Source organism: Paenactinomyces guangxiensis, assembly GCF_016055185.1.
In the GTDB taxonomy this organism is placed as follows: domain Bacteria; phylum Bacillota; class Bacilli; order Thermoactinomycetales; family Thermoactinomycetaceae; genus Paenactinomyces; species Paenactinomyces guangxiensis.
In genome coordinates, this window is the sequence record NZ_JAECVR010000011.1 from 26,249 (window position 1) to 52,010 (window position 25,762).

General features: G+C 45.8%; 22 protein-coding genes and 1 pseudogene. 17 read left to right on the forward strand and 6 right to left on the reverse strand.

The genetic code is table 11. The features are described 5' to 3' along the window. The first annotated feature begins 163 nt into the window (after positions 1 to 163). The 3 genes from I8U27_RS11360 to I8U27_RS11370 all read left to right on the forward strand — a co-directional run bounded on the left by I8U27_RS11360 (position 164) and on the right by I8U27_RS11370 (position 5,317). Positions 164 to 1,933: a protein kinase family protein gene (locus tag I8U27_RS11360; protein WP_181752185.1), complete on the forward strand. Its 1,770-nt coding sequence runs from the start codon at positions 164 to 166 to the stop codon at positions 1,931 to 1,933. A 193-nt stretch (positions 1,934 to 2,126) separates the two neighbouring features. Further along, positions 2,127 to 3,911 carry a hypothetical protein gene (locus I8U27_RS11365; protein WP_181752186.1) on the forward strand — a complete coding sequence of 595 codons (1,785 nt, stop codon included), beginning with the start codon at positions 2,127 to 2,129 and terminating at the stop codon, positions 3,909 to 3,911. A 149-nt stretch (positions 3,912 to 4,060) separates the two neighbouring features. Continuing rightward, complete coding sequence (locus I8U27_RS11370; protein WP_181752187.1) at positions 4,061 to 5,317, forward strand: ribonuclease H-like domain-containing protein; 1,257 nt, start codon at positions 4,061 to 4,063, stop codon at positions 5,315 to 5,317. A 75-nt stretch (positions 5,318 to 5,392) separates the two neighbouring features. On the opposite strand, the gene dat is transcribed toward I8U27_RS11370, so the two are convergent. Beyond that, positions 5,393 to 6,220, reverse strand: coding sequence for a D-amino-acid transaminase (gene dat, locus I8U27_RS11375; RefSeq protein WP_181752188.1), 828 nt, complete (start codon positions 6,218 to 6,220; stop codon positions 5,393 to 5,395). 180 nt (positions 6,221 to 6,400) lie between these two features. Here dat and I8U27_RS11380 point away from each other — a divergent pair, with 180 nt between their 5' ends. From I8U27_RS11380 to I8U27_RS11395, 4 genes are all read left to right on the forward strand, one after another. Further along, positions 6,401 to 9,706: a vitamin B12-dependent ribonucleotide reductase gene (locus I8U27_RS11380; protein ID WP_181752189.1), complete on the forward strand. Its 3,306-nt coding sequence runs from the start codon at positions 6,401 to 6,403 to the stop codon at positions 9,704 to 9,706. Between the two features lie 184 nt (positions 9,707 to 9,890). After that, the gene (locus tag I8U27_RS11385; protein WP_181752190.1) at positions 9,891 to 10,619 is read left to right on the forward strand and encodes a metallophosphoesterase; all 729 of its coding nucleotides are present in this window, start codon (positions 9,891 to 9,893) and stop codon (positions 10,617 to 10,619) included. Positions 10,620 to 10,995: 376 nt separating this feature from the next. Further along, the gene (locus I8U27_RS11390) at positions 10,996 to 11,376 is read left to right on the forward strand and encodes a hypothetical protein (protein ID WP_181752191.1); all 381 of its coding nucleotides are present in this window, start codon (positions 10,996 to 10,998) and stop codon (positions 11,374 to 11,376) included. A gap of 465 nt (positions 11,377 to 11,841) precedes the next feature. Further along, positions 11,842 to 12,267, forward strand: a complete 426-nt coding sequence (locus I8U27_RS11395) for a GNAT family N-acetyltransferase (RefSeq protein ID WP_181752192.1) — start codon at positions 11,842 to 11,844, stop codon at positions 12,265 to 12,267. Between the two features lie 742 nt (positions 12,268 to 13,009). Here I8U27_RS11395 and I8U27_RS21360 read toward each other — a convergent pair. Beyond that, a pseudogene (locus I8U27_RS21360) lies at positions 13,010 to 13,120 on the reverse strand (DivIVA domain-containing protein); the annotation flags it as partial. A gap of 77 nt (positions 13,121 to 13,197) precedes the next feature. Beyond that, positions 13,198 to 14,730, reverse strand: coding sequence for a histidine ammonia-lyase (gene hutH / locus I8U27_RS11405; protein ID WP_181752194.1), 1,533 nt, complete (start codon positions 14,728 to 14,730; stop codon positions 13,198 to 13,200). A 245-nt stretch (positions 14,731 to 14,975) separates the two neighbouring features. Here hutH and I8U27_RS11410 point away from each other — a divergent pair, with 245 nt between their 5' ends. The 5 genes from I8U27_RS11410 (at position 14,976) to I8U27_RS21150 (ending at position 18,243) form a co-directional block, all read left to right on the forward strand. After that, positions 14,976 to 15,446, forward strand: a complete 471-nt coding sequence (locus I8U27_RS11410; protein WP_181752195.1) for a hypothetical protein — start codon at positions 14,976 to 14,978, stop codon at positions 15,444 to 15,446. Between the two features lie 285 nt (positions 15,447 to 15,731). Further along, a complete protein-coding gene (locus tag I8U27_RS11415) occupies positions 15,732 to 16,289 on the forward strand; it encodes an NADPH-dependent FMN reductase (RefSeq protein WP_181752196.1) in 558 nt (185 codons plus the stop codon). Positions 16,290 to 16,374: 85 nt separating this feature from the next. Next, complete coding sequence (gene mntR / locus I8U27_RS11420; protein ID WP_181752197.1) at positions 16,375 to 16,815, forward strand: transcriptional regulator MntR; 441 nt, start codon at positions 16,375 to 16,377, stop codon at positions 16,813 to 16,815. Positions 16,816 to 16,902: 87 nt separating this feature from the next. Further along, positions 16,903 to 17,862 carry a patatin-like phospholipase family protein gene (locus I8U27_RS11425; protein WP_181752198.1) on the forward strand — a complete coding sequence of 320 codons (960 nt, stop codon included), beginning with the start codon at positions 16,903 to 16,905 and terminating at the stop codon, positions 17,860 to 17,862. Between the two features lie 3 nt (positions 17,863 to 17,865). After that, the gene (locus I8U27_RS21150; protein ID WP_181752199.1) at positions 17,866 to 18,243 is read left to right on the forward strand and encodes a protease complex subunit PrcB family protein; all 378 of its coding nucleotides are present in this window, start codon (positions 17,866 to 17,868) and stop codon (positions 18,241 to 18,243) included. 157 nt (positions 18,244 to 18,400) lie between these two features. Here the strand turns inward: I8U27_RS21150 and I8U27_RS11435 are convergent, their stop codons facing one another. Next, a complete protein-coding gene (locus I8U27_RS11435; RefSeq protein WP_181752200.1) occupies positions 18,401 to 18,688 on the reverse strand; it encodes a hypothetical protein in 288 nt (95 codons plus the stop codon). Between the two features lie 34 nt (positions 18,689 to 18,722). Further along, positions 18,723 to 19,679 (reverse strand): DUF1385 domain-containing protein, encoded by a 957-nt coding sequence (locus tag I8U27_RS11440; protein WP_181752284.1) that lies wholly within the window; start codon positions 19,677 to 19,679, stop codon positions 18,723 to 18,725. A gap of 266 nt (positions 19,680 to 19,945) precedes the next feature. On the opposite strand from I8U27_RS11440, the gene aroQ reads away from it, so the two are divergent. The 4 genes from aroQ (at position 19,946) to I8U27_RS11460 (ending at position 23,295) form a co-directional block, all read left to right on the forward strand. Continuing rightward, complete coding sequence (gene aroQ, locus I8U27_RS11445) at positions 19,946 to 20,404, forward strand: type II 3-dehydroquinate dehydratase (protein ID WP_181752201.1); 459 nt, start codon at positions 19,946 to 19,948, stop codon at positions 20,402 to 20,404. A 5-nt stretch (positions 20,405 to 20,409) separates the two neighbouring features. Then, on the forward strand, positions 20,410 to 21,480 hold the full coding sequence (locus tag I8U27_RS11450) for a M24 family metallopeptidase (RefSeq protein WP_181752202.1): 1,071 nt from the start codon (positions 20,410 to 20,412) through the stop codon (positions 21,478 to 21,480). Between the two features lie 18 nt (positions 21,481 to 21,498). After that, a complete protein-coding gene (efp, locus tag I8U27_RS11455) occupies positions 21,499 to 22,056 on the forward strand; it encodes an elongation factor P (RefSeq protein ID WP_181752203.1) in 558 nt (185 codons plus the stop codon). A gap of 84 nt (positions 22,057 to 22,140) precedes the next feature. After that, positions 22,141 to 23,295, forward strand: coding sequence for a conserved virulence factor C family protein (locus I8U27_RS11460; protein WP_181752204.1), 1,155 nt, complete (start codon positions 22,141 to 22,143; stop codon positions 23,293 to 23,295). Positions 23,296 to 23,374: 79 nt separating this feature from the next. Here I8U27_RS11460 and I8U27_RS11465 read toward each other — a convergent pair whose 3' ends face one another. Continuing rightward, the gene (locus I8U27_RS11465) at positions 23,375 to 24,736 is read right to left on the reverse strand and encodes a S8 family peptidase (protein WP_181752205.1); all 1,362 of its coding nucleotides are present in this window, start codon (positions 24,734 to 24,736) and stop codon (positions 23,375 to 23,377) included. A 252-nt stretch (positions 24,737 to 24,988) separates the two neighbouring features. Between I8U27_RS11465 and I8U27_RS11470 the strand changes: the two genes are divergently transcribed. Beyond that, complete coding sequence (locus tag I8U27_RS11470) at positions 24,989 to 25,699, forward strand: DUF421 domain-containing protein (protein WP_181752206.1); 711 nt, start codon at positions 24,989 to 24,991, stop codon at positions 25,697 to 25,699. Positions 25,700 to 25,762: the final 63 nt, after the last annotated feature.

Here is a 25,762-nt window from a genome sequence, read left to right on the forward strand (position 1 = left end):
CTATTTTTAATTAAATTGCATAGAAATGACCCAATTTCATCTCTAAATTGATTGATTTTTGTAAATTAAATGTTTAGTATTATACATACGGTTCTATACCTTTACATCTTGGAAGTCAATCGGAAAGAACGGTACTCCTTTTTGAAAGGAAGAGTGTATTCAAATGGAGATTCAGAAAAAGTATTATGAACACTTCCAAGTTGAAGATGTCCTTACTTTTTCCCGCGGTTCATTGCTGCTGGCCCGGTCTCCGGAAGGGACACAAGTTTTGTTGCATGAACTGAAAAGCAAGGATCTGCTTCCCGTTAATTGCAAAGAAAGCCTGCGGAAATTAAAACATCCCCATCTGGTTCCGGTATGGGACATTTATGAAGACGGACAATCGGCGGTGGTTGTTCATCCGATTGTATCAGGTGAACCCCTGACTCTTTTAGTTACCCCTGAGAAGCCTATGCCTTATCAGTCAGCCATATACTTATACCGTCAATTGCTGCAGACGGTTAAGGATTTGACGGAATTGCCCCTTCCAATTCTGACTACCTTGGACCCGAGAAATATTGTGATGGATGGAAAACATCCCTATTTGCTTTTTTTTGATATCAGCAGTCCGGGACGAAAAGTGCAGCAAGATGAGGAATGGAGAAGCTTACTCTATTATTTGATAACAGGAACCCGGTTTGATGAAAAACGGTATCCGTTAGTTTCTGAGATCAAACTTGATTTTGATATTCCAAGGCCGGTTCAGAACTTGATAAAAGAAAGTTTAAACCCGCGCCGTTCATTGAACGACATTCTTCAACTGGCAAAAAATACGGACATTCCCGTTAGCCAGAAAAGAAAAGAATTTCATCCTTTAATGGTTCCGACAGCGGTGAGTGCTGCCATCATTTCCATTCTTGTGGCGGGATATTTTGTTATGAGTTCCGATGTGATCAACAGCGGTGAGGCCATTACTCCCGCTCAGCAGTCGTCATCTGATCAAACGGGAGTCTTTGAGCAAATACCTGCTCTTACATTTAAAGGTGATGATTTGAGCAGCCAGTTAACAAAAGAAACGATTCGCGGTGTTACACATATTCAATTTCAGATCACCCAGGATCGCCATGCTCCTTTTACCGCATATTTTCTTTCAGAAGAGACTTCTTATCAATATGGAATCGGCATTGACTCAACTGCTGAATTAAGGGTTGTCGGTGAGCAACAGGAGCAGGTATACGGGAAGCCAAGTGAACGGAGAACCAAATATATTAATCTAGATACAAATCGGACATATCAAGTGGATATGTATTACATACCCAATGAACGGTTGCGCATTTCCGTCAGGGAATTGAATAAAAAGGCTCAATGGGTGACCGTGGGCCCGGTGATGAAAGATGAAAACTATCGTTTCAGATTCAGGGGGAACAAGAGAACACAGGTGAGTCAAGTGGTGCTTTCCCACTATGAAAACAGTCAGGAAGCAATTAATAAATGGCAGGAAGGACGCCCGTGGGATTTAGTTGATGGAGAAGTGCAGATGGATGAGAAAGGGATGTGGATTCAACCGGGATCCCAATGGCAGATGACAAAGCCGGGGTATTTTTCTTTTGTTTTTTCCTATACGAGCCTCCCTCCCAAAAACCCTATTCAAGTCAATCTTGAAACAGCTGAAGCCACTCAATTTAAATTTATCTGGAGAAAGAATAATGTCCTGGAGTTCATTCGGGTGGATGATCAAAAGACTACAGCTACCAAAAAGGTGCCATGGGATTGGAATTCTAAACTTCCTGCTACGATAAAAATTTATAATGAGTATACATTAATAAAAATTGAAATCGAGCAGGGGAACGAAAGGGAATCCCTCATCTACCACCATGATTATCCTATTCTTGTCAAGAAGGGAACAATACCGATTCAAGAGGAGATGTATGTTGAAATCCCGCAAGAGAGCTGATCTGGTTGGCAATCAAGAGAAAACCTCAAATGATATAAAAAATTTTTGCCTTCAGCCGTTTTATTTTATGACCTAGCCTGAATTTTGTCTTGATTTTTCTATTGCTTATAGTTAGCATAAAGATGCCAGCAAATAGTTTGCAATTATTTACAATTTATGGCTATTTCATTTTTAAAGGTTAGGGGAAAAGCAGTTGAAACAGGAACAAATTAAAAAGCGTCGGTATTACGAAAGGTTTCAGGTAGAAGATGTAATTAATTTTTTCTCCGGACAACTTCTGCAGGCGAAATCTTCGGATGGTGCCCAGGTTTTTCTCCAAAGCATCAGAATCCCCCGTCGCCCTCTGCCTGATGGTTACCAGGATGCAATGCGCAGACTGCAACATCCCCATCTGGCTCCTATATTGGATGTGATGGAGGAAGAGGATCAACTGTTGCTGGTTCATCCACCTTTTGCCGGGGACCCGTTGCCCTTGCTGGTGAACAAAGAACGGGCGATGGAACCGGAAAAAGCGCTTCACATTACGTATCATCTATTCCAAACCCTGAATGATTTGGAACAGCTGCCTCTTTCGTTAGGAGCGACTTTAGATCCGAAAAATATCTTGTTGAATGGGTTTAAACCAACGCTGCTCTTCTATCACATCAAAGATGAAAGCCAATCTTCTATCGATGAAAAGTGGCGTGAACTCCTTTACTATCTCCTGACGGGACAGGCCCCTGCCGGCGGTCCAAAACAATGTGAAAAGCAGTTGGAAAGTAAACAGGTTCCTGCTAAAATAGCTAAATTGGCTCTTCAGACTTTGGACCCCAAAATCAGTTTTCAAGATTCACTTCAGGCGTTGGAACGATTTGTTTCATCCAGGGAGAGAACTGACAAGGGGCTGAGCCGGGACAGCAAGAAAAAGAGATCTATTTACACCATTCTTTCTATTGTTGCAGCCGTAATGGTTCTGATCACCATTGCGATCTATCAATTTTATCCCGGAGCGAGTGTTGCCTTATCCCCACGGGACAGTCAAAAGAAGGGTGAAGCTCAAAACGAACTTATGCAATCAGTTTTATTTACGAATAAACAAACGTCTTATACGTTTCCGCATATGATAAAAGGACCTTCCAGAATTCAGGGGAAGTTTAGCCTGCAACAACATAATGAATTTGTCGCGCTGCTGGAAACCAAGGACAAACAAGCGGCATATGGGACCAAAATAGACAAAAAAGGAAGAATCGTTCTTTTTCAAAAAGCGGGAGATAAAGAGTATGAACTCAGTAACTCCGGGTCCGGGTACCGGATCAAACCAGAGCAGACATATTGGTTTGAATTGTATTATTTTCCGAGTGAACCCCTCCGTGTTTTCATTTATGAAGAAGGAGCGACAGATAAGTGGATGGCTGTGGGTACCTCAGCAGTGGATGCCGAGTTGACTTTAAGTTTTCACGGCCGGGAAGGAGCCACTCTGTTTACTCCGGAGATCAATGAGGTTCCTGACAAGCAAAGTGTTGAAAAAGCCTGGATGAATGGCCAGCCCTGGCAAATCGATTCAGGTCAGGGGATTCTGACTGTGGATGAACGGAAACTCAACCGTTTGAACGTGTTTCCGAAGACTCAGATTCGTATTAACGCAGCAGCCGTGTCCGAATTTAAGATGATTCCTCCCGAAGATGGAGATCCGTTACATATGGATATACAAGCAGCTGATGGCAGCCATTACCGGTTTATCTGGGAAAATAAAAAGGCGAAACTTTATCGCATCCAGGACAAATTGGAGATCATCAATGAAAAAGCCATCGAGTGGGAATTGGACAAGAATGAGCCAATTCAAGTGGCGGTAACCCTGGTCGTGGACCAGTTGCAGATCAAATTAACTCATGGGTCCAATGTGGCGATGATTGAACATCCCACCGATACTCCGATTGCCCTGAAGGATCTTACTCTCCGCAACGCAAAAGGCTTTCAGCTGATCGAAACAAATCCATAACAACAGATCAGGAGTGGATAAGACCGGGACAGATGATTCCGGTCTTTTTATATGCGGGAAAAGGCAAGATACGCTTGCAAGCAGATTCTGCATGATTTATTCAACATAATCAGTTAAAATAGAAGCAGGAACCTAGCGGAGTTGATCATATGCGTTCCCTCAGGGATCGATTGCGGGATATTCATCATAAAAAAATAACCCCACCGCCAACCAAAACCTCTCCTGAACAGGACACAACCCAATGGCAAGGATTTTCCTGGCAAGAAAACGAGTGGGGCAAGTACCTTGCCAAACGCACACAATATTCACTCGAGTTAGGAGAGGGACTCTATCAGTTACATGAATTGTACAGAGAAGATCTGGGGCTGTTGGAGATGATCACACATAAAAAAGAGCGGATCAACATTGAGGATTTGCTCTTTTTTGATACAGAGACCACTGGGTTGGGGACGGGCACGGGTGTCGCCATTTTTTTATTTGGCCTTGGTTATTTTCAGGAGGATTCCTTTGTTTTGGAACAATTATTTCTGCCGGATATCTCCTCTGAACCCTCCTTATTGCACGATTTTGCCAGTCGGATCAATCAGTTTAAAGGGATCATCTCATACAACGGGAAAGCGTTTGATTGGAATCTGGTGGCCTCCAGATTTTCGCTCCACCGTTTGCCACTCCCGGGCCATTTGAGCCAGGGGGATTTGCTTTATCCTGCCCGGAGATTATGGAAGAAATGTTTGCCTTCTTGCCGGTTGCAAGAGGTAGAATCAAGCTGTCTTCATATCCGCAGAAAAGAAGATGTCCCCGGGTATCTGGCTCCGCAACTCTATTTCGAGTTTCTTCGCTCCCGTCAATTTTCTTTGTTGGAGGGGGTTTTTCAGCATAACCGTTTAGACATTCTTTCTTTGGTTTATCTGCTTATTCATTTGCTGAAGGCTTTGAACGGTACAACGGCACAGGTGAATGCAGATGAGAAGATTGCCATTGGGAAGTGGCTGATGGAATGGGGACAACATGAGCGGGCGACTCAGCGGTTGGAAGGGGTACTTGAGGATCAGGCCCTTTCCCGCTCGTTACGGGGAGAAGTTTACCAGACACTTGCAGGATGGTGGAAACGGGAGAAAAATTGGCCTAAAGCAATCCGCTGCTGGGAGCAGTGGCTGCAGGAAGCAGGATGGGATATTACTCCCTATGTGGAGTTAGCCAAGTATTATGAGCATCAGGAGCACAATGTGGATCAAGCGATCCATTATACCCGTCAGGCAATCGATCTGTTGCTGCAAAAAAAGATGCTCCGGCGATCCAGCCTTATCCAGAAGCAAATGGGGGAACTAAAGCACCGTGAGAATCGCCTGTTGGAAAAACAATCGAAAAAAGGGTCCCCATTAGATCTTGATTTTAGAGATATATGATAAATTGAAATGAGGGATCTTTTTTCCTATAACAGCGATGTAGAAAAAAGATCCCGCTTAGAGACACAGATTTGATTAGGAGATCAGTTTTTGAAAAGCTTCTTGCAGCCTTCGGGTTACCGGACCGGGTGAGCCTGTTCCAATCGTTTGGCCATCAACTTTGATAATCGGACAGATTTCCATCGTTGTACTGGTCATAAAGCATTCGTCTGCGTCGAACAGGGCGGCACTATCGAATGCTTCTGTTCTGGCAGAAATTTGCAATACAGCCGCTAATTGTAATGTGATATCCCGCGTAATCCCGTGTAAAATGAGGTGGTCGGCAGGATGTGTCCATACCGTCCCGTCTTTGACAATAAAGATATTGGTGGAGCTTCCCTCTGTTACAATTCCGTCCCGGATCAGGATTGCTTCCTGGCAGCCTTGATCAGCCGCTTTTTGCTTGGCCAGGACGGCACCCAGTAAATTCAGGCTTTTAATATCACAGCGGAGCCACCGGATATCTTCTGTTGTGACGGCGCAAATCCCTTGATTCTGTTCTTTCAGGGGCCGCGCGGAAGGTTGTGTGTAGGCGATAATCAGGGGACGTGCCTGTGCAGGAAAAGCATGGGTTCTTGGAGCGGTTCCCCGGCTGACCTGCAAGTAGAGGTTTCCTTCTTGCAATCCTGTGCGGCGCATCAGTTCAAAAAGATGCTCTTCCAATTGTTCGAGCGGGTAAGGCAGCGAAAGGCGCACTTCCCTCGCGCTTCTTTGAAAGCGGTCCAGATGCTCCTTTAGATGGAACGGTTGTCCTCCATAGACACGGATCACTTCATATACTCCATCGCCAAACTGGTAAGCGCGATCCTCAACATCAATCCTGGCTTGCTCACGCTCAATGATTCGGTTATCGTATAGTAGCATGAAGTTCATTCCTCCATCTTTAATCGTTATTTCTAGTGTGAATCATTGTAAAGAAAAGCACAACCCCAATTTTCAATCAACTAATTTTTCAATATATAGTGGTTGCGGATTGTTAATATCACTATATATAGTGTATAATGAACAGGTGATGGATAACCGGACAGGAAAGGAAGTTATGTAATGAAAATACATAGGTTTTTTACCCGCGCTGGTGAAGATCCGTACCAATCTGTAGAGTATTCACGGCGTGACTGCCGGATCACGAACCCGGACGGATCTGTAGTTTTTGAAATGAAAGGGGCGGAGATCCCCAAGGGGTGGTCCCAGGTCGCCTCAGATATCATGATCTCCAAGTATTTCCGCAAGGCGGGTGTTCCCCGGGTTGATGCGGACGGAAACCCGATTCTTGATGAAGAGGGCAATCCGGTGACCGGCCCGGAAACAAGCGTAAAACAGGTGATTCACCGCCTTGCCGGCTGCTGGAGGGAATGGGGAGAAAAAAACGGCTATTTTGATACGGAAGAAGATGCACAGGCGTTTTATGATGAACTTGTCTATATGCTTTTGCATCAGATGGCTGCTCCAAATTCACCCCAGTGGTTTAATACGGGTTTACACTATGCCTATGGGATTACGGGCAAGCCGCAGGGACATTATTATGTGGACCCAAACACAGAAGAACTGAAAAAAGCGGACAGCGCTTATGGGCGTCCTCAACCACACGCCTGTTTTATTCAATCGGTGGATGATGATCTGGTCAATGAAAACGGGATTATGGACTTATGGGTGCGGGAGGCCCGCCTGTTCAAGTATGGCAGCGGGACGGGAACCAACTTCTCGACGATTCGCGGTAAAGGTGAACCCCTGTCAGGAGGGGGAACTTCTTCAGGACTTCTCTCCTTCTTAAAAATTGGGGACCGTGCCGCCGGTGCCATTAAATCAGGAGGAACCACACGCCGGGCGGCCAAGATGGTTTGTCTCGATATGGATCATCCGGATGTGGAGGAGTTTATCAACTGGAAATCCCATGAAGAGAAAAAAGTCAAAGCACTCATCGCTGCGGGATACGATCCTTCATTTAACGGGGAAGCATACGAAACGGTTTCCGGCCAAAACTCAAACAATTCCATTCGGGCACCCCACGAGTTCTTTAAAAAACTGGAAGAAGACGGTATCTGGGATTTAAGATTCCGGACGACAGGTGAAGTATGCAAGCAGATTCCGGCGAGAGAATTGTGGAAACAGGTGGGACAGGCTGCATGGGAATGCGCCGATCCGGGTGTACAGTATGACGGAACCATCAATGAATGGCATACCTGCCCGGCGGGAATGGATGGAAAACTGGGAGCCCGCCACAACCGGATCAATGCATCCAACCCGTGCTCGGAATATATGTTTTTAGACAATACCGCTTGTAACCTTGCATCGCTCAATCTGGTTAAATTTTTTGATGCGGATACCTGTCAATTTGACATCCCGGCATTCCGACATGCTTGCCGCCTGTGGACGATTGTGTTGGAGATCTCCGTCCTGATGGCCCAGTATCCTTCCAGGGAAATTGCCAAACTCTCTTATGAGTACCGGACGTTAGGCCTGGGATATGCCAATATCGGAACCGTCTTGATGTTGTCCGGAATTCCTTACGATTCTGATCGCGCGCTTGCAATCACAGGTGCCATCACCGCCATTATGACCGGCGTTGCTTATACGACTTCGGCGGAAATGGCAAAAGAGCTGGGGCCGTTTAAGGCGTTTCCGACCAATCGCGAGCATATGTTGCGCGTGATCCGCAACCATCGCCGTGCCGCCTACAACGCGCCGGAATCCGAATACGAAGGTTTGGAGATTTGCCCTCTGGGAATTCATCCGACCCTGTGTCCGCCCGACCTTCTGGAAGCAGCGCGCTCCAGCTGGGACCAGGCTCTGCACATGGGTGAAAAATATGGGTATCGAAACGCGCAGACCACCTTGCTTGCACCGACCGGAACAATCGGTCTCCTCATGGATTGTGATACCACCGGCGTAGAACCTGACTTTGCACTGGTTAAATTTAAAAAACTGGCCGGTGGAGGCTATTTTAAAATTGCCAACCAATCGATCCGCCCGGCCCTTAAAAACCTCGGATACTCCCAGGCTGAAATCGAGGACATTTTGCGTTATGTGACAGGTACTTTATCCCTGACAGGGGCCCCGCACATCAACCGCGAAACATTAAAACAAAAAGGTTTCACAGATGCGGACCTCGACCGGGTGGAACAGGGGTTGCCGTCCGTATTTGAACTGTCATTTGCCTTTAACCGCTGGGCTCTGGGCGATGATTGCCTGGAGAGGTTAGGTTTCACCCGGGAACAGTACGAAGCTCCCGATTTCAATCTTCTCCGTGCTCTCGGGTTTACCCGGGCACAAATTGATGAAGCCAATGATGTGATCTGCGGGATGATGACGACTGAAGGGGCTCCTCATTTAAAAGAAGAGCATTATCCCGTTTTCGATACGGCCAATCCTTGCGGGAAACACGGGAAAAGATTTATCCACTATATGGGCCATCTCAGAATGATGGCTGCCGCACAGCCGTTTTTAAGCGGTGCGATCTCAAAAACAATCAACATGCCCCATGAGTCTACCGTGGAAGATATTTTGCATGCTTATGAACAGGGATGGAAATGGGGTCTCAAAGCGGTTGCTCTCTACCGGGATGGATCGAAAAGCTCACAACCCCTGAATGCCCGTGGAGATCAAACAGAAGAAAGAGAAGAAACAACTTCCGAAAGTGTGGCTGCAACGTCAGAGACAGCCACGCCCACACCAGCGGCCCAGTTAAAAGAAGTAGTCGCTACCGGCCATGTTCCCAGTGTGCGCCGCCGCCTCCCACGTAAACGGGACGGTTTTACACAGGAAGCTCGTATTGCCGGCCAGAAAATCTTCGTACGCACGGGTGAGTATGAAGATGGCTCTCTGGGTGAGATTTTCATCGACATGCACAAAGCAGGAAGTACAATGAGAGGCATGCTTGATGCGTTCGCAGTGGCTGTCTCCCTGGGATTGCAACATGGTGTGCCGTTGCAAAAATATGTGGATTCGCTGACATTTACCCGTTTTGAGCCCGCCGGTACGGTTGATCATCCCAACATCAAGATAGCCACCTCTGTGATTGATTACGTTTTCCGCCTGCTCGGGATGGAATACCTCGAAAAAACGGACTTCGTCCAGGTACCGCCGAAAAAAGAAGAACTGAGAAGCTATGCAAACCGCATGAAAAAGCAGCCGGACAAAAAATCAACATCCGTCCAGCCTCCGGTAAGGGAGGAAAACAAACATCAAGCTTCTTCAGCAGTTGAAAAATCAGAAGCTCCGGGCAGCAGCAATATTGATGCGATTCGCGCCAGCAGCGGAGCCCCCCTCTGCATCGAATGCGGAGGAATGACCAAACGAAACGGTTCCTGTTATGTTTGCCTCGACTGCGGGGCTACCACCGGCTGTTCTTGAACATTGACCCCTGGCCTATATAAGCCGGGGTTTTCTTTTTGAAACCCGGTTCCTCCTTCTGTAAAATAAATTTGTAGCGGTACTTTCAACATACAACGCAAGTGATTGATAACAAAAAAAGGAAAGAATCGTTTCAGCCGCAAAACAGGCGGCAAGTTAAACGAATAGAAGGACGTGGATACGGTTGGCCATTTATGCACTGAGTGACTTGCATTTATCATTTAACAAACCAGTCAGTTTGTATGGGGTTGATCCGGCAGCAGATATCGAGAAACCGATGGATGTGTTTGGATGGGACCGCCATTACGACCGGATCCGGGATCATTGGCTGGCGACCGTACAACCCGAAGATACGGTATTAATACCCGGAGATATCAGCTGGGCTATGAAATTGGATGAAGCCCGCCATGATTTTGATTGGATTCGCCAATTGCCCGGCAAAAAAATCATGTCGCCCGGAAATCATTGTTATTACGCACAAAGCAAGAAAAAAGTCCGCCAGGCCCTGCCCGAAGGTATGGAATGGATCGACGCTGATTACACCATGGCCGAAGGACGTGCCATAGCGGCAACCCGCGGCTGGAACCTGCCGGGTGACCGTTTTTACAAGCAGAAAGAGGACCGCAAAATTTACGAGCGCCAGGTCGGCCGTCTGCGGATTGCCCTGGAAGCAGCACACCGCGAACATCCAGAGGCGGAAAAGATCGTTATGCTGCATTTTCCTCCCCTTACCCGACATGCGACAGAATCTGGGTTTATGGATCTGATGAAAGAGTATGGTGTCCCCCTGTGCGTGTACGGGCACATGCACGGCAATGCCGCTGATGAGGCGATCCAGGGTGTGGTGGACGGGATTGAATTAAAACTGGTCGCGTGTGACGCACTTGATTTTTGTCCGGTGAGGTTGCGTTGAAGGAAAGAGGGACGGGTTTCTATTTCTGTTGTACGTCTCCATTCGGCACTTTCACCCTATAGGCTGCCCATGCCAGGTACACAAAAAAAGGACGGCGAAACAGACTGTCCTTTTCTCTGATTATTTTCCGATTGCTTCTTTAAGCTGTTGCTTGCCTTCTATTACATCTTTTCCCGTGATCCTATTCTCAAGAAGATGTCTCCATGAAAGACCTGATGGGGAATTTCCTTGAATAAAGGCAAACTGTTTTTTTTGACCACCTGCTTTTGTAAAAATTGTTTCATCATTAATTGCATCAATTTAATCGTTTTTTCTTTATACTGGAACTTGAGAATGTTCCTGTCCTTCTTAATCACTGAAAAAGGATGGAGAGCTCATGAAGAAAGGATTCATTATATTCGGCATCACTATTTTGATCTTAACTGCATTTTATTTGTGGAACTTTCCAGAACGAGGAGGAAGTGGTCAAGCCCTCGGAAAGGAATGGAGTGTTATCAGCAGATACGAAATTCGAGGATTCCGCGTAAAAGAAAGCATTCAGTTTATCTATAAAGGCAAACAGGAGAACAAGTCTGCTCTTGAAGCAACGTTTACTTGGAAGAGTCCGGAACGAGTCATTCAGAAAGGTTCATTCATCACCAACTTAGAAGGAAAATCCGAGACTATGACACAAAATTCTTGGGGCTATCCTAAGGATACCTCTCAATCTGTTGAAATCCGATGGAACGGGAAAAAGGAAGTTATCAACCTGCGTTAAACTTACCTGCTCTTGATGTTCTATCTGGAATATTAAAAACATACCTCTGTCAAGTTAAATAACGTGACGGCGATGGAGTGGAGGTAGTATCCGCTGAAAATGTTGATTTTTATGAAAGTTATCCGAAAGACGTTGCCATAGCAGCAACCCGCGGCTGGCCCGGTGACCGTTTATACAAGGAGGAAGAGGACCGCAAAATTTACAGGTGACAGGTTTGGCAGTCTCCAATTGCCATAGAAGCGGTTATGGCTCTTTTTTTGCTCGTAACCAACCCAATCAAAAGTCTTATATTCTTAACCTAAAGGTAGAATGGGTTGAGGGTGAGCGAAAAAAGGAAACTGCAATGCCGAGCTGGATGAAAGACCCGTTGTGATTCAAAGGTGTTTAAATATAAATAAAGCCTGTTGTACCCCAGCATATCTTTACTGATCCAAGATATCCATCAGTTAAAGGAGGTTGCGCAAAATGAGATATGATTCTTCACTTGAAGGAATTACTTTTGATATGCTTCAAGGCGGATTTTTTGCAGGATGGACGAATCCTCCTTCACCAGAAACGCATCTCAAACTGCTTCAAGGCAGCTATCGTGTTGTACTTGCGATTGATGAAGAAGTGAACCAAGTGATTGGGTTTATCAATGCAGTTAGTGACGGAGTTTTAGCCGCATATATTCCACTTTTGGAAGTGTTGCCAGCCTATCGGGGGCGGGGAATTGGAAAAGAATTGGTTCACCGTATGTTAGGGAAATTAAAACACCTGTATATGATTGACCTGCTTTGTGATGAAGAACTGCAAACATACTATGAAAAGATCGGAATGAAAAGGGCAAGCGGCATGATGATTCGTAACTATCAAAATCAATCAGGAAAAGGGAATGTCAATTTTGTCTAAGTGGTTAAATTCGGTGATCAGTATGGCAAGCTCAGATAAACAGTTATCTTTATCCATTGCAAGAATGCGAATAAATCTGTGCAAAGATCAGCCGAAAGATCTATTGAGCTCTGGAAGGCAAATTATTTACAACGTAAAAAATCAGTGTCTCACTCCGGATTTAGGGTTATATCAACCTCTTATCCATAACCTTATTCAAAGCCGATCCCGGATGAATATTGAACCCCGGCCTTTTACAAGCCGGGGCTTTCTCTTTCCATCCTTTATCATCGACATTGGAGTGTTTGCCTGAAAAAGATTGGGGGATGGTTGTATCAGGAGCTATCCCTTTGATCCCCTTACTTTACCAAAAAATCCTTCTCTGCAGGTCCGTATGCGTGAGCCAAACTTTTCCATTCTATCTGATCTGATTTTTCCAGCATGTTCTTCTACCTTTTCCAGTGTTTGTGGATAAAAATGTTATTTGATCCTTAATAAGGTAAAGGCTTTTGCGTTATATTCATCATATACAACGCAAAAGCCTTATTTTAGTCTCCCTTTCACTCCGGCTGTCCTCTATTTATCTATAATATTTTTGAGGCCGGTAAGGGTCCGGATTTAGTTGCTCACGGAGAAGGCGATTTTCTTCACGGAGCTGTTGGACGTCTGCAATCAGCTGCTCTAACAGATGTTCCAATTGGCTTAATTTATCAGTGTTTTCATTATTTAAGCCAAGATTTTGCGGGCTGTTCTCAAATTCGGTGTAATCGAGAATGATTTGGTCGAGAAATTCGTTAACCTCATTGATGTCGTAACCGCGCATAGAGCGTTTAAACTCTTTGTTGTGAATTTCTTGGGCAGTAAGACGTGGCATCGGTACTCCTCCTAAACACATTTCCCACTTTTAATATAATAATTACATTTATAGGTCTGATACTCCTTTTTTTATCTTTAGATCATTAAATCCACTTTTTCCCTCACAACAGAAACCAGTGCTCCGTTTTGAATCAGTTTACTCGCTATATCAATATCCTGATGGCCTTCGCGGTCACGATCAAGAGGCGGGAGGTATTGACGCAACAGATCATAGGCCACTTTGGTGCCGTTGCCAAATGTTTTTCTGCCAAACTCCAGTGCCTGTGCAGCGCAAAGATACTCGATCGCCAACACTTTGCTTACATTTTCCAATATATTCCAACATTTTTTTGCACTGATTGATCCCATGCTGACATGATCCTCCTGGTTGGCAGAGGAAGGGATGGAGTCCACCGAAGCGGGGTGAGAGAGTGTTTTGTTTTCGGAAACCAGCGAAGCGGCAACATATTGCAGAATCATATAACCGGAGTGGAGGCCACCATGCCGGGTTAAAAAGGCGGGCAAACCGCTTAGCTGCGGATTTACGAGTCGTTCTGTCCGCCGTTCGGAGATGTTAGCGATTTCAGACATGGCGATCGTTAAAAAATCACAGGCCAGAGCAAGAGGTTGGCCGTGAAAATTTCCTCCGGATATGACTTCACTCATTTCCGTAAAAATGAGGGGGTTATCTGTTGCCGCGTTCATTTCTTTTTCTACCACTTCTGCGACATAAGTAAAGGCGTCTTTAGAAGCGCCGTGGACCTGTGGGATACACCGCAGGCTGTAAGGATCCTGGACACGTTTTTCACCCGGCCGGGTCACATACCCGCTGCCCTCAAGTAATGACAACATATTTCCGGCCGTAATCATTTGCCCGCGCTGACCGCGTACCTGGTGCAGGATCGGATGATAAGCGTGAGTAATTCCTTCCAACGCTTCTACGGTCATTGCAGAAATGATATCGGCAGCCAGCAACAGATTTTGTGCCGCGATGGCAGAAAGGGCTGATAAGCTGCACATCATCTGTGTTCCGTTGATCAGTGCTAACCCTTCTTTGGCTTCCAAACGAACAGGTTCTGCCCCGATCTCCCGTAATGCCTGTTGTGCTGGCTTTCTGTTTCCGCGATGAATCACATCACCGATCCCGAGCAAGGGTAAACACATATGGGAAAGAGGGGCCAGGTCTCCGCTCGCTCCCAGTGAACCCTGCGAAGGAATGATCGGATGGATCTCCTGGTTTAACATCTCAATCATCGTTTGTAAGGTTGAAAGTCTGATGCCAGAGTAACCCTTTGCCAGAGCATTGATTCGCAAAAGCATCATACCGCGTACGACTGGCTCTGTCAGAGGCTCCCCGACTCCGCACGCATGGCTTTTAATCAGATTGAGCTGCAGTTCATAGGCCTGTTCAGGGGGAATCACAACATCGCTAAATTTGCCAAAGCCGGTGGTGACACCATAAACTGTTTTTTCTTCGTCGATGAGCTGTTTAACAAATTGCCGCGAGGAATGAATTTTTTCGATTGCGGTTTGCGTCAGTTGGATGGGTGCTTTGTCATAAACAACAGCAGAAAATTGATCATAAGTCAGCTCCTCACCCTGAATGTAAATGATCTGATTCTTTGTCATGTTAGCACTTTCCCCTTTTATTAGAGCAGAGTAAGCAGAAGAAGGGAGGATCAGGTTATGCACCCAATCCTCCCTTCTTTGCAAACTTGCCTGTATTTCGTTGTATGCTTTTATTATATGCGACAAGTGAAATGGAAGTCTATGAAACGGCAGCAATCTCCCATATTACCAAAAAATGGTACATTTGTTTTTAACGAAGAATAATATACCGATAGATAGTGGAAGAAGGTAAGAGGGGGAGATTTATGCCTTGTTCAAATAGAAATCTGCTGGTAAACGGAGGGTTCAGCCGGGGTTTGGTTCCATGGACGGGAAGCAATATCAACCGGCTTCCAAACCCTGTCTATGGGAATGATTTTGCTGTATTGATGGGAAAAGCGGGTACAAATGAAAGAAGTGTGTTAAAACAAACTGTCCCAGGCCCGTTTGAACAGGAATGTTCCTATTATCTGTATTTTCGGGTGTTAAATGTTACTCCACAAGGATCGCAAGCCCGCCTGTTTGCCGCTGTTGCCTATCTGGATCGAAACCAGGAGATCATCCGTTCCACTCCCTTGCTTATTTTGCCGCCGCAAGCGCGGGAATTGAAGTGGTTCCCTTATTTTACGATTGTTCCTCCGCCCCCTGCTAATGCCCGCAATGCTTCGGTTATATTTTTATTGCAAGCAGGCGTCCTGTTTGTCGATTATATACGCCTGGCTTCTCATTCCAATTAACTTTCCGTCCGGAGTGTTTCTTTTTGGTAGAAATCAAAGGATAAATCTTGTATACTGTTACGTGCAAAAAGATAACTCTAAGTCAGGAATTTTGGCAGGGTATTTGCTTCTTATTTCCTGAGAAAGGCAGTTTTTCCTGTGGGCATGTTCATACCGGACACCTTGATTACTGCCCGTCACCAACCTGGGATGAAGGACGATATAACTTTTGGGGAGGCGGAAATCCGTCTTTCCCTCCCCGGATACACATTTTCAGAAAAGAATTACAGGATAGGAGTGTCATTCATGAAGATTGTTGCGATTGCAGGCAGTCTGAGCCAAGAATCAACAACTCACAAAACGGTGGCGATCATTGCCAGAGCGGCAAATGAAGCGGGTGCTGAAGTGGAGGTTTTCGATCTGCGCAAATATCCTCTTCCCATCTACGATGGCCGTGCCGATGAGTCTACATACCCGGAAACTGTCCGATTGTTTAAAGAAAAAATGATGGAAGCAGATGGTTTTATTTTTGCCTCTCCTGAGTACCATGGAAGTATTTCGGGCGTTTTAAAAAACGCGCTTGACTTCATAGGTGCCCGTGAACTGGAAGGAAAGGTTGTCGCTCTGGCAGGGACTGCAGGGGGAGCTCTCGGGGCGACCAATACGCTGAACACCATGAATATTATTTGCCGTACCTTACATGCATGGCCGTTACCCTCTATGCCCTCTGTACCGCAATCCTACATGGCCTTTAAACCGGATGGTACCTTGAAGGATGAAAAAATACAGAAGCGTTTGGAAGATCTCGGTAAAAACCTGGTTAACACCATCCGCCTCTTCCATTCTCAAGTGAGTTATAAATGACGGGTGGGGACATTTGTGAATTTATTTGCGGTTTATGATAGAATAGAATTAATTTTGAAACTATTCCTAGCTAGGGGGCTCTTTCATGCCGACGCCAAGTATGGAAGATTATTTGGAAAATATCTATAAGCTGATTGAACAAAAAGGATACGCCAGAGTGTCTGATATTGCGGAAGCATTGGAAGTACACCCCTCCTCTGTCACCAAGATGGTGCAGAAACTGGATCAGAGTAAATATTTGGTGTATGAAAAGTATCGCGGTTTAGTTTTAACTCCCAAAGGGAAAAAGATAGGGAAGAGACTGGTTGATCGCCATCATCTGCTGGAACAGTTTTTGCGGCTGATCGGAGTGAGCGAGGAACTTGTTTACCAGGATGTTGAAGGGATCGAGCATCATTTAAGCTGGGATTCTATCACTTGTATCGAAAACCTGGTTCAATATCTGGAGCAAAATCCGGAGTTACCCAAGTACCTGCAGTCACTGAAAGAAGAGGAAGAAGAAGTGAACGACGTTAGCTCACCGTAACCCTTGGACTCGTTTCCACGGGTTTTTTTATTGTTCTGTGCATACATTTATTAACAATAGCCGAAAGGTGAAACAGGAGGCGGGAAGATGTGGGCTGATGCGGTGTTTGAAGGTGGCGGGGTAAAAGGGATAGGCCTGGTTGGCGCTCTTTGTGTGGCGGAGGAGAAGGGATACCGCTGGAAGAAAGTAGCCGGGAGTTCGGCGGGTTCCATCATTGCAGCTCTTCTGGCAGCAGGCTATACAGCGAAAGAGATGTATGAGATGTTGATTCAACAAAACTTTTTGGATTTTATTGTCCCAGCATGGTATGACAAATTTCCTTATCTGGGACCCGCCATCCGGCTGTGGATTAAAAAAGGAATGTACTCGGGACTTCCCCTGGAACGATGGATCGAGGGATTGCTCCAGGCCAAAGGAGTTCGTACGTTTGCCGACTTAAAAGGGGATGTGGAACTCCGTATTATCGCTTCTGACATTTCCAGAGGGCAATTGTTGGTGTTGCCCTATGACCTTGAAGGATATGGCTATAACCCGGAACAATTGCCGGTGGCCCGCGTGGTCAGGATGAGCTGCAGTATTCCTTTTTTCTTTGACCCGGTTAAAATCATCCACAGACCGAGCAAAACCCTCTCTTATATTGTTGACGGAGGAGTTTTGAGCAATTTTCCTGTCTGGCTGTTTGATCAGGAGAACCCCAGATGGCCAACTTTTGGCTTTCGGTTTATTTCAAGAAGCGAGCAACAGGTTCATCAGATTCACGGTCCTTTAAGCATGTTTTTATCCATTCTGTATACAATGATGGATGCACACGATAACCGCGATATTACGGAACAAGACCAGGTTAGAACCATCCGGGTTCCCACCTTGGATGTTAAATTAACTGATTTTTCGATCTCGTTGGAAAAGAGGAAACAGCTGTTCCAATCCGGTGTAAAGGCAGCGGACGAATTCTTCGACAAATGGACTTTTGATGATTATTTGGCGGCAAGAGGGAAGAGGACAAATATTTCGTACAACATCCGGGGCTCTAAAGAATTGGGGGGATAAGAAGTGTCATCCCAAAGACAAAGGTCTTTTGAACCGAAGTTTCGCATCATCTCTTTGAAGGAACAAAAAAAACTGCCATTGTCAGTTACCGAATGGGTTCACGAGCGAAAAACAGTAAGAGGTGTCTCGGAATATCGACGTAACAAATATTCGTATCTGATGATCTCTCTGGGCAGCAGGCCGAATCCGGGTTATCGGCTTGAACTGGTAAAAGTGGAAACGGGTCGGAAAGAAACAGCTGTTTTTGTTGAAGAGAAATTTCCTCTGCCGGGAAGAATGTATCCTCAGGTAGTGGTTTATCCGTATCTGCTGGCAGAGGTGAGAGGACCGGTACAGGTCTGTCTCATCCGTCCGGATCAATCGGTCGTCCCGTTTTCATGAAGAAAACTGTTTTATTTATGATACACACTTTCATCAACACAACCTGTATCAGGGAGATAAACTCCTGCCCATCCCCTTTTGATACACAGTTCCAGGAAAAAACCCGGCGACTCTTTCATATGGTTAGCCGGGTTTTTCAACTTACAGCGATATCCGTCTATAGCATTTCTTTCTTGTTGCCATTGATGACTCGGAATCGCCTTCGTTTCTTTGTTTCGGGCTTCCCTTTGCTCAGATGATTTGTTCTTCTTACCACCGGACGTGATGAAGAGGTGATCTGCAACAGCCAGCGGGGAGGAAATTTGTACAGATAGTAAATGGTTCCGATGATCAGCAAGGGAACAATAATTGAGAAAGGGGAGCGAATCAGCTCGGTGAAGAAGCCGACAGCAACCAGAGCCAGTATGAGGTAGTGCCATCGTTTTGCTGCGGTTGAAGTGTACATCAACCATCACCTTCCTTAAAAAGGAGCGGATTCTTTAAGATGTCAGGCTTGAATGAACCAATCTCGTATGCCGGGGATCAATTTCTGCTGCAACTTCTGCATCCAGTTCGCGCATCCGGGTGAATGCGGCGATCGCCACTTCAACCTGATCATCCATAGGTTCTTTGGTGGTTAACTTTTGCAGCCACAGTCCGGGATAGCCCAGATAAGTGAGCACCGGAATATCTCTGACGGCATTGGTGATCCGGAGTAACTCATAAGAAACCCCAATCACCACAGGAATCAGAAGCAGGCGTATCAGGATGCGGTCCCATACGTTATCGTAGGTGAAGAAAGAGTACAGGATCACGCCGACAATGATGGACAGAATGATAAAACTGCTGCCACAGCGATAATGAAGAGTTGATTGTTTTTGCACATTCTTTACTGTTAATTCTTCCCCTTGTTCATATGTGCTAATCACTTTATGCTCTGCACCATGATACTGAAAAACACGTTTGATCATGGGAGTTTGTGAAATGATCCATAAATAGGCAAGCAGCAACGCCGTTTTGATTGCTCCTTCAATGAGGTTCTGGACAATCAGGTTTTGTATAAAGCGATCAAATAACACGCTGGCAAGAAAAGCCGGCAAGGCGGTAAAGATGACTTTTCCCACAAGTAAGGATAATACTCCAACAAGGGCCACACCCAATATCATCACGAGTTTGGAATCTTTGGTTCCTTCTTGTGGATCAGTGGCAGACGGCACACTTCCATCTTGGATGTCTTCCCCATCCTCTTCAGTATCCAGGTCGTATTTTTCCGAGGCAAATTGCAGATGTTTTGCCCCCGAAGCACTGGCTTCAATCAGAGAAATAATGCCGCGGATGAAAGGAATTTTTTTGAAGAAGGATAAAGAGGAAGGGCTTTTTTTTATAACTTCATATGTTTCAATCTGGCCATCTTTGCGTCGAATTGCTGTGACTTGTGTGTAACGGCCGCCGAACATCACGCCTTCGATGACAGCCTGGCCGCCATATGGGATGGGTTTGTCAGCCACTTACCATTTGCACCACCTTTAAAGGTTTTCTACACTTAAAACATTTGTTAAGTGTCTTTATTGTAACATAGAGCGGAGGTCTGCGGTATGGTGTCGCAATCAAACGATGGACAAAAAATGATTCTCATGGGAAAATATTAAAATGCCACTGCTGACAAACGTTTCTCCCCTGATTATTTATGATACAATGACGAGAGAAATGAGGGGGTGGCAGGGTGATAAAGGTGCTTGTCCTTCATGGTCCCAATTTGAATCGCCTGGGAAAAAGGGAGACGGATATTTACGGGCAGATGACATTGGAAAAGCTAAATGAACGGTTAGTTTCTAAAGGAAGAGAATGGGGGATAGAAGTTCAGTGTGCCCAGAGCAATATCGAGGGGGAACTGATCGATTTCATCCATCAGGCTGAAGGAGAGTTTGACTACATAATTTTAAACCCCGGAGCTTTTACACATTATAGTTATGCTTTGCGGGATGGAATCGCTTCCGTTGATATTCCTGTTGTAGAAGTGCACTTATCCAATGTTCATTCCCGTGAATCATTTCGCCACACATCTGTGACAGCTCCTGTTTGTCGAGGCCAGATCGTTGGTTTTGGAACACTCAGTTACGAACTTGCGCTTGCCGCCATCTCTGCATGGGTGCAGGGCAGCGCAGATGATCATAAGGGGTGAATGAGATGGAACAGCGGATTCATCGATTGCGAAGACGCATGGAAGAGTCGGATATAGGTGCTTTCCTGGTGAGCCACCCGGTCAACCGCCGCTACGTAACTGGATTTACCGGCTCTTCCGGTGTGGCTTTGATTACCGCGACAGAGGCGATCCTTATTACCGATTTTCGTTATTTGACACAAGTAAAAGAACAGGCACCACATATGACCTTGGTGCAACATAAAGGACCGATTCTGGAAACAGTTGCCGAACAATGCAGGCAACTGGGGGTCAAATCGCTGGCTTTTGAACAAGATCACTTGACTTTTTCCCAGCATCAGCAGTTGGAAGGATTTTTAAACGGCATCGCTACCGATCCTGTGAGCGATATTGTGGAAGAACTCCGCATGATCAAAGATGAAGAGGAGCTCTCTGTGATCCGTGACGCCGCCTTGATTGCCGACCGCGCGTTTTATCAAATCATTCAGGAGATTAAACCGGGTATGAAGGAAAAGGATGTCGCCTTGCGTCTGGAGATTCTTATGCGTGAGATGGGAGCTTCCTCCTCCTCGTTTGACATCATTGTAGCATCCGGGTTACGTTCTGCGTTGCCCCACGGAACTGCCAGTGACAAAGTGCTGGAAAAGGGTGACCTGGTCACGATGGACTTTGGTGCCTACTATCAAGGATATGCTTCTGACATCACCAGGACGATCATGCTGGGTCAGCCGAACGAGAAGCAAAAAGAGATTTATGATGTTGTTTTAGAGGCGCAAAAATGCTGCATTGCCCAGATTCGTCCCGGCATCACCGGCAGGGAGGCTGATGGTGTGGCACGGGACTACATCACCAAGCATGGTTACGGCGACTCCTTCGGTCACGGAACCGGCCACGGACTCGGCCTGGAAGTACATGAAGCCCCGCGCCTTTCGATTCATGGTAATACCGTGCTGGCTCCTGGGATGGTAGTCACTGTTGAACCTGGCATTTACCTTCCGGAATTGGGTGGTGTGCGGATCGAGGATGATGTCCTCATTACCGAATCGGGCTGTGAAGTGCTTACCCATGCGAACAAAGAACTTATCATGATTGATTAAATACTTGGAGGCAAAATGATGATTAGTGTAAACGATTTTCGGACCGGGTTAACGATTGAGTTGGATAACGATGTATGGCAAGTAATGGAATTTCAGCATGTAAAGCCGGGAAAAGGCGCAGCATTTGTCCGTTCCAAATTGCGTAACCTGCGAAATGGAAATATTCAGGAGCGCACGTTCCGCGCCGGGGAAAAAGTGCCAAAGGCAATGGTAGAAACCCGTCAAATGCAATACCTGTATGAGAGCGGCGGGGACTACACGTTTATGGATAATGAAACGTATGACCAGATTACATTGCCGGCCGACCGCCTGGAGTACGAACTGAACTTTTTGCAGGAGAATATGAATGTGCAAATCGTCATTTATAAAGGGGAAACCATCGGAATCCAATTGCCGAATACCGTAGAGCTGGAGGTAGTGGAAACCGATCCGGGCATCCGTGGCGATACGGCTACCGGTGGCAGCAAGCCGGCAAAACTATCTACCGGCTTTGTTGTACAGGTACCACTCTTTATCAATGTAGGAGACCGCCTCATTATTGATACACGTTCCGGTGAATACGTTTCCCGGGCTTAATGGTTCATTTGACAAAACCTCTGCAGCAGATATTGGCTCAGAGGTTTTGCTGTATTTCATTTTTAAACGGAAGGAGCAGTGCTGATGAAAATTGTGTCGATTGAACCAACCCCAAGTCCCAATGTGATGAAACTAAATGTGGATGAGTCATTGCCAGCCGGTACCAGTTATAATTTCTCGCAAAACCAAAAAGAGCAGGCTCCGGAGCATATCAGAACCTTACTGTCTGTCGACGGTGTGAAAAGCGTTTTTCAAGTGCTTGATTTTATTTCACTGGAACGTCATCCAAAAGCAGATTGGCAAACTGTCTTATCCCAAGCAAGAAAAGTGCTGGGAGAAGCCAACCGGAAGCATAAAGGGGATTCTGTGACGGAGGAACAGAAAAAGCCGGCAGATTCATTTGGGGAGGTCTCTGTCTATATACAAAAACTGAAAGGGATTCCCATGCAAATTAAACTTGTAAAAGACGGAGAAGAGGTGCGTGTCGGCTTGCCGGACCGATTCAAGGAAGCGGTGATGAAAGCGCAAAAGGCTACGACCAATCTCGTATTTGAACGGAAATGGGAAGAACAAACCCCGCGTTACGGAGATGTTGAGGAAGTGGGCCAACAAGTTGCAGAAGAAATTTCAGCCGCCTATGATGAAACACGTCTCCATCGTCTGGTGGAACGCGCGCTGACCCCGGAAAAAACGGATCAAACGAAAAAAGAGGAGATCTCCGCGGAAGAGGTCTTACAAGCTTTTGAGAGCCCCGAGTGGGAAAAGAGATATGCCGCACTGGAACAGTTTGAACCTGCATTGGAATCAATTGCTGTACTGGATAAAGCCTTGAACGACTCCAAACCGGCGATCCGCCGACTGGCTGTGGTTTATCTGGGCATAATCGAGAAGAAAGAGGTTCTTCCCTATCTTTACCGTGCCCTGAAAGACCCTTCCGCCATTGTCCGCCGCACTGCCGGTGACTGCCTGTCAGACATGGGTGATCCAGATGCGATCCCGGCCATGTGTGAAGCGTTAAAAGATAAAAATAAACTTGTCCGCTGGCGGGCTGCCCGTTTCTTGTTTGAAGTGGGAGATGAAACAGCCATTCCCGCACTAAAGGAAGCGGTTGACGATCCGGAGTTTGAAGTCAAAATGCAGGCACAGATTGCCCTGGAGAGGATTGAGCGCGGAGAGGAGGCGAGCGGAACCGTCTGGCAGCAAATGACAAAAAGTATATCTGAGGGGAAAAAAGAGTAAAATTCCAACAAACCGAAAAGCCCAAAAAAGGCTCTGCAAACAGTATTTGCAGAGCCTTTTTTGGGACTTTGTCAGAAGATTACCTGTATTGTAAAGCGTTCAAGGCATTTGCCAAACCGAATCCGGACTCAGCATCATACCCGTTTTTATAGATATCTTCCGCAGACTGCTGAATAATCGATTTTACTTGAGCAGGACTCAATTTGTTTTTCCCGTGTTTTGCAATGATCACACCAGCGATCCCGGCCACTTTGGGGGCGGCCATAGAGGTGCCTGCATACCCGGCATAGCCGTGACCAATAATTTGATAGTTGCTATCCACCACAGGGACGGTGCTATAGCAGAGATAGGCATTATCCCGGCCCGTTTTATTTACGGGGTCATAATTGGGACCGAGATCCCCGCCGGGCGCCATGACATCAATTTTTCCAACTCCGTAATTGGAGTAGAAAGTAAGTGTTTTGCCTTTGCTTCCGGCAGAGACACGGATCAGTAAGTTGCTGGCGGGATCACGGTGAGTGGCACCATTTTCATCAAAGAGATAACGGCTTAATTTACCAGGACTGGAGATGTCCGCAGAAGCATTTCCGGCAGAACCGACAATAGTGACTCCTTTTTTGTGAGCGTAGGCAATCGCCTTTTTAAACAGATTGATATCTGCTCGAATATCATTGGTATCATAGGCGGGGTCCTGTAAATAGGCATAACTGCCCAGGCTCATATTAACCACATCGTAATCTTGATCCGCTGCATATTTGAGTGCCTCTGCGATACTGGCGGTAGAGGCTCCCCCACCATCTTTCGGAAAAACTTTAAGTGCGGCAATGCCAAGCTCGGGACCGATTCCCAGAGCTTTTCCGTTCCCGGCAATGGAACCGGCAACGTGACTGCCATGTCCGTCATAATCCTGGGCATTTTCGCCCGGTACAAATGATTTGGCATCAACAATGTTGGCCTTCAGGTCAGGGTGTTCCAGGTCGATTCCTGTATCAATTACCGCAACCACTACATCCCTGGTTCCTTTTCCCTTTGGAAGCTGGTAACTGGCTCCCTCTTGTGTTACTTGCTTGATATCCCATTGGTACTGGTCATAAATCGGGTGCGCATCATCTGCTTCCAGGGCTGCCTTTTCAACCGCTGCTTCTTGAACTACCTTCAGGGTGCGTCCGGCATCTTCGACCGAAGGATTTTTGCGGATATTCCTTAAAAATTGCGGATCGTTTGAGACCGCCTGCACATAAGCCAGCTCAGCGTCAGACTTAACTAAAGAACCGCCTGTATCTTGAATGATTTTTTGAACATGGCTTGGCAACGTGTTTCCTTTAAAATTAACAGTGTAGATTTCCTTGCCGGCTCCTGCTGCGGCGGCAGTGCCCATTCCGGAAACTAGCAAACTGATAGTCAAAACAGCTGTGAGACCGGTGGAAATAAGTTTTTTCATAAATAACCTCCTCTTTAATATAAAAATATTGGATAAATAATATTTCAATTAAATATGCTAAAAGTCCTATCAATCTTTCTTTTATAAAAATTTTTTATATGGATTGCTGGATCGCTTGAAAAGACTTGTATAATAATAGGTTTTGATCTTCATGGACTCCCGGTCTGCAACGGATATGATTAAAGTCCCCTTATGTAAAATCTCTCTCTGGCAATACTAAAAAGAGTTGAAAATAATCGGGAGGGATTCTGATTGTATCAATATTTTGAGGTCTTTTATCAAACTGTGTTAGCCTTTGGCACCATCCTGGTTTTAACCATTCTTCTGGGTAAACAGCAGATTGCTGAGATGACTTTTTTTGAATATATCAATGGAATCACCTTCGGGTCCATCGCTGCAACACTGGCTACCGATATTGACCAAAATACCGGTTACCATCTTTTCGGATTGCTTTTGTTTGGAGCACTAACTTTGCTTATGTCTTACCTTTCATTAAAAAGCCGCCGGGGTAGAAAGTTATTAATGGGAGATCCGGTGATTATTATTAAAGACGGCAAAATCATGGAAGAGAATATGAAAAGAGTAAGATTTAACATGAGTGAAGTTATGCAGCTGCTTCGCAAGAAAAGTGTATTTGACGTTTCCCAGGTGCAATTCGCCATTCTGGAAAATGACGGGACAATTTCCGTGATGATGAAACCGGAATATCAACAAGCAACTCCCAAAAATATTTTCAAACCGTCTCAGCCTGCCCAGGTGCCGATGGAATTGGTTGTGGATGGGCAAGTGATTTATGAAAACCTGCGAAAAATCGGGCGGTCAGGAAAATGGCTGTTAGAACAGATTCAAAAACAAAAGCCTGTCCGTTCGATCAGGGATGTATTTTATGCATCCCTTGAAAGTGATGGCCAGCTGTTTATTGATGTACGTGAAGATCATGTCAACTTAAATATTAACCAATAAATAAGATCTGAGGGTTATATCCCTTCTTTTTTGTTTTTTAGGACTGCCCCTGTCATGCTGCGG

Excerpts from the sequence above, each read along its gene's own strand:
- I8U27_RS11440 (WP_181752284.1), bottom strand. The coding sequence starts at position 19,679 with ATGTTCGGCGGCCGTTACACACAAGTCACAGCAATTCGACGCAAAGAT.
- mntR (WP_181752197.1), top strand. The coding sequence starts at position 16,375 with ATGCCGACGCCAAGTATGGAAGATTATTTGGAAAATATCTATAAGCTG.
- I8U27_RS11415 (WP_181752196.1), top strand. The coding sequence starts at position 15,732 with ATGAAGATTGTTGCGATTGCAGGCAGTCTGAGCCAAGAATCAACAACT.
- efp (WP_181752203.1), top strand. The coding sequence starts at position 21,499 with ATGATTAGTGTAAACGATTTTCGGACCGGGTTAACGATTGAGTTGGAT.
- hutH (WP_181752194.1), bottom strand. The coding sequence starts at position 14,730 with ATGACAAAGAATCAGATCATTTACATTCAGGGTGAGGAGCTGACTTAT.
- I8U27_RS11435 (WP_181752200.1), bottom strand. The coding sequence starts at position 18,688 with ATGTACACTTCAACCGCAGCAAAACGATGGCACTACCTCATACTGGCT.
- I8U27_RS11465 (WP_181752205.1), bottom strand. The coding sequence starts at position 24,736 with ATGAAAAAACTTATTTCCACCGGTCTCACAGCTGTTTTGACTATCAGT.
- dat (WP_181752188.1), bottom strand. The coding sequence starts at position 6,220 with ATGCTACTATACGATAACCGAATCATTGAGCGTGAGCAAGCCAGGATT.
- I8U27_RS11380 (WP_181752189.1), top strand. The coding sequence starts at position 6,401 with ATGAAAATACATAGGTTTTTTACCCGCGCTGGTGAAGATCCGTACCAA.
- I8U27_RS11410 (WP_181752195.1), top strand. The coding sequence starts at position 14,976 with ATGCCTTGTTCAAATAGAAATCTGCTGGTAAACGGAGGGTTCAGCCGG.
- I8U27_RS11395 (WP_181752192.1), top strand. The coding sequence starts at position 11,842 with ATGAGATATGATTCTTCACTTGAAGGAATTACTTTTGATATGCTTCAA.
- I8U27_RS11450 (WP_181752202.1), top strand. The coding sequence starts at position 20,410 with ATGGAACAGCGGATTCATCGATTGCGAAGACGCATGGAAGAGTCGGAT.
- I8U27_RS11425 (WP_181752198.1), top strand. The coding sequence starts at position 16,903 with ATGTGGGCTGATGCGGTGTTTGAAGGTGGCGGGGTAAAAGGGATAGGC.
- I8U27_RS11460 (WP_181752204.1), top strand. The coding sequence starts at position 22,141 with ATGAAAATTGTGTCGATTGAACCAACCCCAAGTCCCAATGTGATGAAA.
- I8U27_RS11390 (WP_181752191.1), top strand. The coding sequence starts at position 10,996 with ATGAAGAAAGGATTCATTATATTCGGCATCACTATTTTGATCTTAACT.
- I8U27_RS11360 (WP_181752185.1), top strand. The coding sequence starts at position 164 with ATGGAGATTCAGAAAAAGTATTATGAACACTTCCAAGTTGAAGATGTC.
- I8U27_RS11370 (WP_181752187.1), top strand. The coding sequence starts at position 4,061 with ATGCGTTCCCTCAGGGATCGATTGCGGGATATTCATCATAAAAAAATA.